The sequence below is a fragment of the Polaribacter pacificus genome (assembly GCF_038024035.1).
Lineage (GTDB): Bacteria > Bacteroidota > Bacteroidia > Flavobacteriales > Flavobacteriaceae > Polaribacter > Polaribacter pacificus.
This window is the reverse complement of sequence record NZ_CP150664.1, coordinates 1,252,338-1,264,614: the sequence shown is the minus strand read 5'-3', so window position 1 is coordinate 1,264,614 and position 12,277 is coordinate 1,252,338. Positions and strand designations below refer to the sequence as shown.

At 36.0% G+C, this 12,277-nt stretch carries 15 protein-coding genes and 1 other RNA gene; 4 read left to right on the top strand and 12 right to left on the bottom strand.

Going from position 1 to position 12,277, the window contains the following annotated elements; genetic code table 11:
* Positions 1 to 103: 103 nt before the first annotated feature.
* Positions 104 to 790, top strand: a complete 687-nt coding sequence (locus WHC90_RS05770) for a cell division ATP-binding protein FtsE (protein ID WP_188597533.1) — start codon at positions 104 to 106, stop codon at positions 788 to 790.
* On the opposite strand, the gene WHC90_RS05765 is transcribed toward WHC90_RS05770, so the two are convergent.
* From WHC90_RS05765 to ssrA, 11 genes are all read right to left on the bottom strand, one after another.
* Positions 783 to 1,895, bottom strand: coding sequence for a glycosyltransferase family 1 protein (locus tag WHC90_RS05765; RefSeq protein ID WP_188597532.1), 1,113 nt, complete (start codon positions 1,893 to 1,895; stop codon positions 783 to 785). The two genes, WHC90_RS05770 and WHC90_RS05765, sit on opposite strands and share 8 nt — an antisense overlap.
* A complete protein-coding gene (locus WHC90_RS05760; RefSeq protein WP_188597531.1) occupies positions 1,885 to 2,973 on the bottom strand; it encodes a glycosyltransferase in 1,089 nt (362 codons plus the stop codon). Before WHC90_RS05760 ends, WHC90_RS05765 begins: the two co-directional genes overlap by 11 nt.
* A gap of 149 nt (positions 2,974 to 3,122) precedes the next feature.
* Positions 3,123 to 3,659, bottom strand: coding sequence for a peptide-methionine (S)-S-oxide reductase MsrA (gene msrA, locus WHC90_RS05755; RefSeq protein WP_188597530.1), 537 nt, complete (start codon positions 3,657 to 3,659; stop codon positions 3,123 to 3,125).
* A complete protein-coding gene (msrB, locus tag WHC90_RS05750) occupies positions 3,652 to 4,104 on the bottom strand; it encodes a peptide-methionine (R)-S-oxide reductase MsrB (protein ID WP_188597529.1) in 453 nt (150 codons plus the stop codon). Before msrB ends, msrA begins: the two co-directional genes overlap by 8 nt.
* A 132-nt stretch (positions 4,105 to 4,236) precedes the next feature.
* Complete coding sequence (locus WHC90_RS05745) at positions 4,237 to 4,854, bottom strand: hypothetical protein (protein WP_188597528.1); 618 nt, start codon at positions 4,852 to 4,854, stop codon at positions 4,237 to 4,239.
* Positions 4,855 to 4,860: 6 nt separating this feature from the next.
* Positions 4,861 to 5,346 (bottom strand): hypothetical protein, encoded by a 486-nt coding sequence (locus tag WHC90_RS05740; protein WP_188597527.1) that lies wholly within the window; start codon positions 5,344 to 5,346, stop codon positions 4,861 to 4,863.
* 74 nt (positions 5,347 to 5,420) lie between these two features.
* A complete protein-coding gene (locus WHC90_RS05735; protein ID WP_188597526.1) occupies positions 5,421 to 6,014 on the bottom strand; it encodes a Crp/Fnr family transcriptional regulator in 594 nt (197 codons plus the stop codon).
* A 13-nt stretch (positions 6,015 to 6,027) separates the two neighbouring features.
* On the bottom strand, positions 6,028 to 7,152 hold the full coding sequence (locus WHC90_RS05730; protein WP_188597525.1) for a Fic family protein: 1,125 nt from the start codon (positions 7,150 to 7,152) through the stop codon (positions 6,028 to 6,030).
* A gap of 175 nt (positions 7,153 to 7,327) precedes the next feature.
* Positions 7,328 to 7,924 (bottom strand): mobile mystery protein B, encoded by a 597-nt coding sequence (locus WHC90_RS05725; RefSeq protein ID WP_188597524.1) that lies wholly within the window; start codon positions 7,922 to 7,924, stop codon positions 7,328 to 7,330.
* Entirely contained in the window at positions 7,915 to 8,376 is a 462-nt protein-coding gene (locus tag WHC90_RS05720) for a mobile mystery protein A (RefSeq protein ID WP_188597523.1), read from the bottom strand. The genes WHC90_RS05725 and WHC90_RS05720 overlap by 10 nt, the downstream gene beginning before the upstream one ends.
* 913 nt (positions 8,377 to 9,289) lie before the next feature.
* Positions 9,290 to 9,689: a transfer-messenger RNA gene (gene ssrA, locus WHC90_RS05715) on the bottom strand.
* Positions 9,690 to 9,868: 179 nt separating this feature from the next.
* On the opposite strand from ssrA, the gene WHC90_RS05710 reads away from it, so the two are divergent.
* The 3 genes from WHC90_RS05710 to WHC90_RS05700 are packed head-to-tail and all read left to right on the top strand — an operon-like array spanning position 9,869 to position 11,688.
* The gene (locus WHC90_RS05710) at positions 9,869 to 11,074 is read left to right on the top strand and encodes an NAD(P)-dependent oxidoreductase (protein WP_188597522.1); all 1,206 of its coding nucleotides are present in this window, start codon (positions 9,869 to 9,871) and stop codon (positions 11,072 to 11,074) included.
* Positions 11,074 to 11,295 carry a DUF3820 family protein gene (locus WHC90_RS05705; protein ID WP_188597521.1) on the top strand — a complete coding sequence of 74 codons (222 nt, stop codon included), beginning with the start codon at positions 11,074 to 11,076 and terminating at the stop codon, positions 11,293 to 11,295. Before WHC90_RS05710 ends, WHC90_RS05705 begins: the two co-directional genes overlap by 1 nt.
* A gap of 12 nt (positions 11,296 to 11,307) precedes the next feature.
* Positions 11,308 to 11,688 carry a DUF1801 domain-containing protein gene (locus WHC90_RS05700; RefSeq protein ID WP_308421281.1) on the top strand — a complete coding sequence of 127 codons (381 nt, stop codon included), beginning with the start codon at positions 11,308 to 11,310 and terminating at the stop codon, positions 11,686 to 11,688.
* A gap of 9 nt (positions 11,689 to 11,697) precedes the next feature.
* On the opposite strand, the gene WHC90_RS05695 is transcribed toward WHC90_RS05700, so the two are convergent.
* Positions 11,698 to 12,267, bottom strand: a complete 570-nt coding sequence (locus WHC90_RS05695) for a hypothetical protein (protein WP_188597520.1) — start codon at positions 12,265 to 12,267, stop codon at positions 11,698 to 11,700.
* Positions 12,268 to 12,277 lie beyond the last annotated feature (10 nt).

Here is a 12,277-nt window from a genome sequence, read left to right as displayed (position 1 = left end):
AAAATCTGTATGAATACCAAAGGTATAAATTGTAAAAGATTTATATGCTTAAATTTGTCATAAAATCACAAGAAAATTATAAGTTTGTATAAATATACTTTTCATGAAAGAGGCAATTTTACATTTAGAGAAAGCAGATATCTACCAAAGAGACAGTTTGGTCCTGTCTCAAGTAAACCTACGTTTAAATAAAGGTGATTTTTATTACTTGATAGGAAAAACAGGGAGTGGTAAGAGCAGCTTGATGAAAACCCTCTATGGTGATCTTTTACTCAGAAAAGGCAAGGGAAGTATTGTTGATTTTGATCTTCCTACACTTAAAGAAAAGGACATTCCTTTTTTGAGAAGAAAGATTGGGATTGTATTTCAAGATTTTAAACTGCTTAACGATAGAACCATTTATGACAATCTAATCTTTGTCTTAAAAGCTACAGGTTGGAAGGATTCAGGTAAAATGAAGACCAAGATTTACGAGGTTTTAGAAAAGGTAGGGATGAAAGAGAAGTACTACAAAAAGCCTTTTGAATTGTCTGGTGGCGAGCAGCAAAGAGTTGCCATTGCAAGAGCCTTACTCAACGATCCAGAACTAATTTTAGCAGATGAGCCAACCGGAAACTTAGACCCTAAAACCTCTTTAGAGGTGATGGAGTTGTTAAATGAGATTCACCAAAGTGGTAAAACCATTTTGATGGCTACCCATGATTACGCATTGATCGTAAAGTTTAAACAAAAAACCATTAAGTGTGAAGGTGGTGAGGTGTTTGAAGTAGTTCAGCAAGCCGTTATTTAAAAATTAGTTCTACCAACTTCTTAGCTGAGTTTTGAGGATCAAAAGAGCTCAGTGCTTCCATGCGTTCTTTTCTGTTTTCTTCAGAAAAGTTAAGATCCATTACTCTTTTTGTTGCAGCCAAAAACTCCTCTTTTGTATTGGCTAATTGACAGTTGTTTTCTAATCCTGTATCTTCTATCATTGGACTGTTGGCTATAATGTATCGTCCCTTGTGCAAACTGTTTAAGAGCTTTAGCTTAATGCCTGTTTTTTGATAGGTTATTAAAACGTGAACCTGAGCCTCATTAAACAAGTTGTCAAGTACTTTTGGGTCAGAAATATTAACAAAAGTTACATTGGCTAAGCCGTCGATTCTTTTTTGCATTTTAGCAGGGAGTGAGTTCCCGCCAATCACAAGTTTGTATGGGCTGTCTGCATAGCAGTCAACAATAAAGTTTGCCGCCTTAATATTGTCAGAAAGGCGCAAGTCGCCATGGTAGGCAACGGTTTGTCCTTTTGGTTCTGTGTGTCTAAGGTTAGTAGCCTCATGAAAAACAGGAATGTATTGTGCTTTAGTGCCAAATTTTTTAGAAAAATAATCCTGTTCAAAAGGAGAAATTGTGCAAATGCCCGTTGCTTTGTTACAAATGGCCTCATAGCGATCTAGTTTTTTTGCTTCGGACTGAAAGAAAATCTTTTTCCATAAAGAAGTTTCACTAGCCGCCAAACCTCGGTAATAATCATGCTCTATATTGTGAGCTCTAATAAAGGTTTTTTGATTAAAATTTACCTGGCTAAGTGGATAACTGGTGTGTAATCCTTCAAATAAAATGGGTGCATCGGTTTCTTGAAGTCTTTTGATTAGTAAGACATTTGATCTGCTTTTTACCAATACTGGCAACGAAGAAAATAAGCTCATTACTAAAGATTTTCGCTGATAATAATAAACCTCCTTGCAGTATTTCTCTAGGGTGCTTGCTTTTTCTCGATCAGCCGTAAAACAATGCAAATAAATTTCAACACCTTCTGTATGCAATGCTTTTAACTTGTAAAATACATCAATCACCCCACCGTAATTTGCTGGGAATGGGATTTCAAAAGAAACGATATGTAGTTTAGCGGTCAAGATTTTCAAAAATAGCAATAAAATGCTGTTTTTCGTTTTCCCAGACCAAGTCTTTTTTTGCCTTGTTTAAAGCGATACTATAATCGTTCTCTAAGACAACTTTAATCTGCTTTGCCAATTGTGTAGGCGTTCTTTCTTGAAGGATTTCTCCAAACTGATACTGCTGCATCAAAGCGCTCATCTCTGGTAAATTAGAAATCAGTACTGGAACTTCTGCCTGGATATAATCAAAGATTTTATTGGGCAAGGCATAGCGATAATTAAGCCCTAAATCATCTTCTAGGCTAAAACCCAATTGGGCTTGGCTTGTAATATTTTTTAATTCTTCTGGCGATAACCTGCCCAAAAATAGAACCTTGTCTTCTAGTTTACAGAGGCGTGTTAGTTCTTTTAATTGCAGTTCTACATCACCAGTGCCGGCAATCACTAACAAATGATTGTCTAACAAGCTCATGGTTTCTATGAGTAAACCCAAACCACGTCCAATATTTAAAGAACCCTGATAAAGCAATATTTTGCGTCCATTGGCCTCAATTTTTATAGTCGTATCCTTTTTTTTATGCGTTAACGGCAGGTTGCGGATCACTTTAAAATCAGTCTTGTACAGGTTGTTGTAATGCGCTGCAATGGTCGGGGCAACCGTATAACAATGTTGCACTCTGGGTAGCGTGTATTTCTCTAAATACAACCAGAATTTTTTAACAGCAGGTTTGTCAATGAGTTCTGGTACTTCTGTAAACAATTCATGACTGTCATACACCAATTGACTTTTTCTGAGCTTGCTTACCAAAAAATTTGGCAATAGGGTGTCAAGATCATTGGCCAACAAAACATCTGCTTTGTTAAAGAGTAAATAGAAGAAAAGGCGGGTGTTGTATTCTGCATAAAAGAAAAAGCCTTTTTTAAAAACCAATTCAAAATGCTTGCACGCATAGCTTCTTTTAAGTTGAGAGCTTTTTGCTGATTTTTGTCCAATTAAAAGCACCTCGTAATTAAGCTCTTGCAGGCTTAAACAAGCTCGGTGAACTCGTTGGTCTGTGGCGAGATCATTGGTGACAGAAATGACAATTTTTTTCAAACTTCAAGATTTTTACAACCTTGGCAAGTTAGATAAAAATAAACCCGCTCCAAAAAAATTGAAGCGGGAAAATTGCTATGAAAAAGAATGATAAGAAATTCTTATCGCTTTTTTGGTCGTAGGTAAATGTCTTTACTTACAAAACTTATTTATTTTTTTAATTTGTCTGCGTGCAACTGTCTTAGTTTTGCCAACTTCGGGTTGATTACATAGGTACAATACTGCGCTTCTTGATTCTCTATATAAAAATCTTGATGCTCTTGCTCTGCTTCAAAAAACTCTTTTAGGGGTGAAACCTCGGTGACAATAGCATCCGAGTAATACGGTGCTACTTGCAAAAGCATGTTTTTTGCAATTTCAGCCTGCTGCTCATCCTCATAAAAAATAACTGATCGGTATTGAGTGCCTCTATCTGCGCCTTGTTGGTTTAAGGTGGTGGGGTTGTGTGTGGTCATAAAAATTAAAACCAAGGTTTCAAAAGAAACCACAGTCGAATCAAAAGTTATCTGAACCACCTCGGCATGCCCAGTAAGTCCAGAGCAGATTTCCCTGTAAGTAGGTCTGCCCGGTACGGTACCTCCACTGTAGCCAGAAACCACATTTAGTACGCCTTTTACCTCTTGAAAAACGGCCTCAGTACACCAAAAACATCCGCCGCCAAAAGTAGCTGTCTGTGTCTTATTCATGATTGTCTTCTAATTGTATGGATAATGAGTTTACACAAAAGCGAAGCCCGCTAGGGGCAGGTCCATCCGGGAAAATATGCCCTAAATGTGCATCACAGCTATTGCATAAAATCTCTACTCTAATCATTCCATGACTAGTATCTTTGGTATACTTTACAGCATTTTCTGTAATAGGCTGCGTAAAGCTAGGCCATCCAGAGCTAGAGTCAAATTTAATGCTGCTGTCAAAGAGTGGTGTCTTGCAACAGGTACACTGATACACCCCACTGGTATAGCTGGTGCAATGTTCTCCGGTAAAGGCTCTTTCTGTACCTTTTAGTCGTGTAATCCGAAATTCTTCGTCCGTTAAAAGTTCACGCCATTCTTCTTCAGATTTTTCAATCCGCTGCGTAGGTGCTGGGTTGCCTTTTACGGCGTAATGCATCACTTTGTTCCAATCTAACATTTATTTGTCTTTTGTTCTTTGGGTAGTCGATAATTGTCTGGGGAAATTACAAAAAAAAGGGTTAGTGTTGGGTGATGGGTGGTCGGTGATTGGAGGTCTGTGATAGGTGGTCGATGATCGGGGGGTTGTTCTTTAAATCTCAGTTGTTAATTGGTATTCCCTTGGGATATCAAATCCTTGAAATCCATTGGTCAGACCAAAGAGGATAACCAAACTGAGAACGAGTCCAAAAATAAAGATCCCATAAGATTGTTTGTTTGGAGAAAATCCAAAGAGCTTGTTTTTCATTTTTTTTGAATGAACTGCTGAGAGGTGCCCAAAAAATGAAATGATTGCAAGTCCATAATAAGGGATAAAAAACAAATTAAAAGGAAAGCTGTTGAGTCCGGCAACACCAAAATAGATATTGGTGTCGAGTTCTAAAAAATATCGACCTACAAAAATGGCAATGATATGAAAGAGTAAAAATACGCCTAGGTACAACCCAGTCCAGATTTGAAGTGTATCAAAAAAAGCAACTACCAATTTCCGTTTTTGTAAGAACAGTCTTATCCCTGAAAAAATTTGAAGACCAACGGCTAAAAGCAATAGGGTTTCTGCAAGTTTATTTCTGTAAATAAGCCTTAGATGGGTCATCAATTCAATATGTGCTTTGGCTCCCAACAAGGCATATGCATGATTGACCAAATGCAAACCAACAAATATAGAAATAGTGACCCCTGAGAAGAAGTGAAGCTTTTTAAGATTCATGGTAGCCTATTTTGTTTCTGACATTTTTCCAATACGTACGCCCTCTGCTTTTGTAAAATGTATTTCTCTAACAAACTGCATGTCTCCCCATAAGTAGCTGTTCCCTTTTAGACCTTTGGTTCTTCGCATTCGTCTGTTGAGTCTCGAAATCTCTAAAGCCGTTGCTTTTCTTTTTTCGCCCAACTCCCCATAAAGTCTAATTGCAGGATAGGCACTAAACCGAAGTTTGTACAGCGCTTTAATCCAAAACCACTTACTGCTATTGACGCCTAAAACACAGATGTTTTTATTTGTCTTTGCATTTTCTGGGATTTTTTTCGGAAATTTTTCAAAGTAAAAAGCCGTTTGGTCTGAGTTTAAAAACAGGGTTCCAATAGGCGTAACGGTTGGCATGTGGTCTTGGTCTACAGAGGCTATAGAAACGCAGAGGCTTGTTTTAAAACTCATGTTAAAATGATTTTTAATCAGCTGCCAATTTTCTTTGATGTCCATACATTATGATTTTGTGTGTGCACACAAAACTCTTCATAAAAAGGGACAAAACTTTTGATGTAAATCAAATTCGACTATTTCTTTGCTCGTAATCGACTTAAGGTTTCTTGGGTAATGCCAATATAAGAAGCAATATCTCCTAAGGAAATTTGCTGCTCTATTTTAGGGTATGTTTTTAATAAAAACTCATAGCGTTCTTGTGCCGTTGCAAATTGTAAATAGACAACTCGCTGCTGAAGCTGAAGCATTATTTTTGTGATGACTTTTCTGGTAAGTCTTTCAAAATCATGGTAGGTGTTTGAGAGCTCGGTAAGTTTTTCGCGTTCAAACTCTAAGACTGTACTGTCTTCTGTTAGCTCAATACAATGCTCACTGGGTGCTCTTAAAAAATAACCAGTAATTGCACAGATAAACTGATTGTCAAAGGCAAACCAATCTGTAATGAGCTTCCCGTCTTTTAGGTGATAGGCTTTTGCGCTTCCAGTGTAGATAAAATAAAGTTTGTTGGTTAGCTGGCCTTCTTTGACCAACTGAGTTCCCTTTTTAAGTTCTAAGATTTTTATGTCTTTCTTCCAGGTAGCAATGGTCTCATCCGATAAATTGGAATAGGCTTCTGTGATTTTTTGGATGATGGTGCTTAGCATTTTTGGAGGGAGGGGTAGATACACAATTTTAAAAATTTTAGTTGAATAGTTTGGTATATTCTCTAAATAAATAAATTTTCCCTCTTTTTGCTCCTGTTATTTCAGTTAATATTTCAAGCTTCTCTAGTTTATCTATCAATTTGTAAACTGATGGTGAGGAAAGATTTGTTAATTTCTTTACTTTTTGAGCATCTATAATTGGTTTTTGGTATAGATGATTTAATATTAGTTGAGCGTTATGGGATCTGCTACCTAGTGTTTGTAGTTTAACTTCAACTTCTTTTTGTAATTTTAAAATGCTGTCAAAAGTATAGATACCACTTTTAGTAGTCTCTATAATTCCAACTAAGAAAAATTTAAACCATTGATTTAAATCATCCTTTTCTCTAACTTTTGTAAGATTATCGTAATATAAAATTCTATTTCTTTCAAAAAAGTCTGAAAGATATAAAATAGGTTTTTTTAGTATTCCTTTTTCTACTAAATATAGCGTAATCATTAACCGTCCAACTCTTCCATTTCCATCTAAAAATGGATGGATTGTTTCAAATTGATAATGTATTAATGCTATTTTAAGTAAGTCAGGAAAAAATGATTCAGAATTATGTGCGAAATTTTCTAAATCTCCCATATACTCATTTATGCTTGAGTGAACGGGAGGAATAAAGCTAGCGTCATTAATACTTGCTCCTCCTATCCAATTTTGACTACTTCTATACTCTCCAGGAAGTTTGTGCTTTCCTCTAACCCCTTGTAGAAGTATTCTATGAGTTTCTCTAATCAATCGTGATGAAAAGGGTAATTTTTCTAAACTTTTTATAGCAGAATTTAAAGCTTCTATATAATTCTGCACCTCTTCCCAATCATCTCTTTTTTCATCATTTACATCCTCTATGTCTAATAAAGCATCTTCAATGTTTGTTTTTGTTCCTTCTATTTTATTTGACTGCGTTGCTTCTTTTAAGACGTGCATACTTATAAATAGATCAATATTTGGAATATACTCAGAATACATATCGAGTCTACCGAGTTGCCTGTCAGCTTGACTTAAAAGGTTTAAGACTTCCATGTCATCAATTCTCCACTGTTTATTTATCTTGGTGGGTTGGAAGCTTTTGTAAGTTCCTTGATTTATGCGATTTCCAGATTTGAATGTTTTCATTATAATTAAGTATAACTTAAACAAATGTATTTGTTATTTAAGAATTATGCAAATAAATTAAATAAGACTAGGCGTTAATTAACTTTTTACATGTAAATTTAATTAATAAATGAGTTTATTTAGTTTAACAACGGTTTTATTAGGTTGGTGATTGATTATATAGGGTGTGTTGTAGCTAGTTTTTTGCAAATTCAATTAACTGTTTGAAATTGCCATTGTCTGCTTCCCTCAGAGCTTTAATATATTGGTTTCTTGTTTTGCTAGCTTTAACCATATTTGATTGATGCCAAGAAAATATTTCATTTCCAAATATTGATTCCATAATAATGTCAGCCATCATTCTAGAGTGTCTTCCATTTCCATTTGGAAAGCAATGAATGGATACTATGCGATGTTTAAATCTTATAGCTATTTCTTCTGGTGGAAAAGTTTTGTTTTCTACCCAATACTTAGTGTCGGCCAGTAAATTTTTTAATTCAATTCCAATTTGCGTCCACAGAATTCCAATGTTCTTTTTAGTTTTTCTATAATCGCCTGCCCATTTCCATACATCACCATACATTCTTTTGTGCAAGTCTCTTAAAAACTTTTCAGTTAAAATCTTTTCAAGTTTGAATTTTGTATGAATAGTCCATTCGACTGCTTTTTCAATATTCAATTGCTCAAATTCATCTAGTTCTCCTTGAGTAGTTATAGACTTTATTTTAAGGCCTTCCTTTTCTTCTTCGTCTAAAGGTGTTTGTCCATCTTTATAATCAAATTCTAATCCCATAATGATTTTTTCATCTCTCGTTTTATTTCATCAGCAAGTTCCTTTATGGTTTTATTTAATTTTTCATCCCCAATTCCTTGGTCCTCTAATTTCATATTTTGATTAGTCCTTAAAACTATTTTTTGTGCTAGCTTTTCAGCCTTTAAATTTACTAAGCTTTCAATCGTCCCGTCTTTCGGGATAAAACCATAGATAAATTTCATATTCAAAGCATTGCCAACATCCTTTAATTTATTGATGGTTATCTGACCTGTAGCTTCACGCTCCTCGATTTTTTGTATTGCTCCTTTAGTTAAGCTAAGTTTGGTGCCTAATTGGTCCCTGGTCATATTAAGAGTAGTTCTAATAGTATTTACCCATCCTTTTTGCGGGATCAGAACCATTCCTGCATCTTTAAAATTCGCTAATTTTTGGTCTAGCTGTTCTATGAGCAGTTTTTTCTTGTTTCTCATTTGTTAACTTTTTATACATATAAGTATGTAATTCAACTCAAAAGTATACATATAAATATAAAAAAGCAAATAAAAGAATACTTATATGTATTTTATTTATAATTTAATTATACAAATATGTATTAGTGAGTTTGTGTGAAAGTTTACGTTTTAGATTAATGTCTAATTAGTTTTAAAGAGAAGAAAACTCTCATTTAGAAGTTTTCATTTTATCTAAAATTTTTCCAATTTCAACTTCTTTTTTAATTGATAGTTTTAAAATTGTTTTGAATAAGGGGTGAGGTAGATTTAGTGGTTAGGTTGCTTAGTCGTGGTTTTCTGAGAATGACGTTGTCATTTCAGAAAACTGTGTTGCTTAGCTTGGTGTTCCCTAGAATGTCTCCGCCTTCTCGGGGGCGTTGCTTATGTAGTTTTTGGGGTGGGGTTCTTGTTTTGGGATGCGAGTCGGTTTCTGAAGAATCGTTTTACTCTTCTTTAGGGGGCGTGAGTAGCAGTGTGTTCCCGAGAATGTCTTCGCCTTCTCGTGGGCGGTGCTAATGGAGTTTTTAGGGGATGGGGTTCTTGTTTTGAGGTGTTGGTCATTTTCTGAAGAATCGTTTTACTCTTCTTCAGGGGGGGCGTGAGCAACAGTGTGTTTCCGAGAATGTCTTCGCCTTCTCGGGGGCGGTGCTAATGGAGTTTTGGGTTGGAGGTCTTGTTTTGGGTTAGGGTCATGTGCCGAGAATGACTTTGTCTTTCTCGGGTCTGCCGTCAGGTAAATACAGCTAAAACAAAAGCTTTCTTCAGAAAGCTTTTGTTGTTACAGCCCAAGCGGAGCTTGGGCTGTAACAACGGTATTTTAAAACCCAAAAAAACTGCTCAAGTGAACTTGGCAGTTTTTTTTAGGGTTTTAAATTGTTTTAGCTGTGCTAAATCGTGGAGACGCCGAGAATCGAACTCGGGTCCAAACAAGCGGCCAAAAGGCTTTCTACATGTGTAGTCTTTGATTGGTTTTCGTCCTAGAGCTGATCAAAAACAACCTACTCTAAGCTTATCTTCTTAAATTTCAAAACCTTGTCGAAGTTCCAAAGTTTCTATGTTTACTTTTACGATGCCCATAAATGAATCGCCGTAAACCAAGGCTTTTCGTGGACATAAAGCATGCACACCTAGTGTGCCGAGGCTAAAACCGTACTGTAATTCGGGTTATTAAGCTGCTAAAGCGTAGTTATCTTCGCCGTTTAAAAAGGTTGAAATAAGTTTTACGAGTCTTGATTTCATTCCTCGACATGCTTACATTTTAACTCGTCTCGCTGTCAAAACCAGTCGTCCCCATGTGTTCTGAACCTGTTTCAGAAATCATTCTTTAAAACAAGATTCTTTATTGAGTAAGTACTCAGCAAAAACCGTGCTAAAGAACGGATGCAATTTAAGAATAAAATTGATACTACAAGGGTTTGTACATCTTTATAAAATGGAATATCTTCGAAGAAATTTAAAAACAGAAAGGCATATGAAGTTTGGAATCGTCAAAGAACGAAAAAATCCACCCGATAGAAGAGTTGTGTTTTCTCCAAAAAGATTGCAAGAGTTAGTAAGTAGCTTCCCAGAAGCAAAAATACAGGTTGAACCTTCTGATATTCGTGTTTTTAGTGATGAGGCCTATCAAAAAGCGGGCTTTGAGTTGGCAGCCGATTTGTCAGACTGCGATGTTCTGCTCGGTGTAAAAGAAGTGCCTATTGATGCCTTGATTCCAAATAAAAAATATTTTTTCTTTTCGCATACCATCAAAAAACAGCCCTATAACAGAGCTTTGTTGCAGGCGGTATTAGATAAAAACATCAGTCTCTATGACCATGAGACCATCGTCAAAGCAAATGGTGCTCGATTGATTGGTTTTGGTCGTTATGCAGGGATTGTGGGTGCCTATAACGGGTTTAGAGCCTATGGTTTAAAACATGAAACCTTTACGTTGCCAAAAGCAGAGACCTTGGTAGACCAAGAAAGCTTAATTAAAAACTTGGCTAGCATTCCATTACCAGCCATTAAAATCTTACTGTCCGGAAACGGAAAGGTGGCCTATGGAGCCAAAGAGATGTTGGATGCCATGCAGATTAAAAAAGTAAGTGTTGAGGATTATCTTACCCAAAGCTTTACCGAGCCAGTTTACTGTATGGTAGATGTCTTGGATTACAACAAAAGAAAAGACGGTCAAGTACTGACCAATTCAGATTTTTACAAGCATCCAGAAAACTACGAGTCTAATTTTATGCGCTTTGCAAAAGTAACTGACTTCTTTATTGCTGGACACTTTTTTGGTGATGGATCTCCGTATTTGTACACTAGAGAAGATGTTAAATCTGCTGATTTTAACATACAATTAGTCGCTGATATTTCTTGTGATATAGACGGCCCTGTGGCAACCACTATTAGAGCGTCTACCATTGCAGATCCTATCTATGGATACGATCCTCAAACAGCATCCGAAATTGATTTTAAAGATCCTAAGGCTATTGTTGTGATGGCTGTAGATAACCTGCCTTGCGAGCTGCCAAAAGATGCTAGTGAAGGCTTTGGAGTATTGTTCTTAAAACATGTCATTCCCGCTTTTTTTAATGGTGATAAAGAAGGTGTGTTGGCAAGAGCAAAGATGACAGAAAATGGCAAGCTAACTTCGCACTTTGAGTATTTGCAAGCCTATGTAGACGGTCAAGAATAATGGAGCAAGATCCACAGTTTTTAATCGATGTTGCCAAGGCTAAGATGCCCTACGGAAAATACAAAGGAGTTTCATTAATTGACCTGCCAGAAAACTACGTAGTTTGGTATCACAGCAAAGGGTTCCCAAAAGGAAAATTAGGCAGCATGCTTGGTTTGGTCTATGAGTTAAAGCTCAATGGTTTGGAAGGAATCATCCGTAAAATAAAAAACGATTACTAATACTCTAGGTCTATGGAAATGAAACCTGCAGAACTGTTTATCTTAAAGCAAGAAGAACCTTTTAAGTCTATGCTGCTTCATCTTCAAATGCATATAGAACGCTCTTTTCCGGATGCTCGCTTAAAGTACAAATGGCGATTGCCAGTCTATTATATTCAAGAGAAACCTTTTTGCTATTTAAATGTCTCTCATAAAAAAGGCTTTGTTGATCTTGGTTTTTGGGCATCTGCACACTTAAAAGACAACAAACATCTCGTCACTGACGGAAGAAAGGTGGTTAAGTCTTTACGTTATTTTTCGCTAGAAGAAATTGATCAAAAAATCTTAGATTCAGTATTACAAGAAGCTTATCAATCCAAAGGGAAAGGCTTCTATCAAAAGAAAAATCTTTAAAAGAACTCCTTAGCTTCTGTGTATGATTCCGTGGATAATATGGTTAAGTCCCAATAGCATTAGGGCTACAAACCAATAGGCTGGGAAAAAGAAAGCGACAACTCCTATAAGACTACAGATCAGTGCAAACAGATACAAAGATTTGTATTTGGTGTAATTTAATAGACTTACTAAAATTCCGTAGCCAAATAAAAACATTGGAGTTACCATGTCTTCATAATTTAAATTGTATAGTTTGTTAGCGACGATAAATCCAAAAAGAAAAAGAATTACTATTTGCCAAACAGATTTTTTAGTGGTTTCATTCCATAAGATAAAACCCAATTCATTTACATTTTCTTTGGCTTTTAAAAATAGGGTAAGAAGTGATGTAAAAAGGACCAGTATTAAAACAGCTGCTATAGAATATTTTACATTTTCTCTAGGGATAAAAGAAAGCCAACTAGATTCAAAATCATCAGAAACCAAGGTTTTCGTAATTACTGCACCTATCATAATATAAATACCGATAAGGATACTTGTATTACCTGTGAGTCTAAAATTACATGAACGGCTAGTGTGGGGTTTCTTTTTTTTCATTTTTGATCTA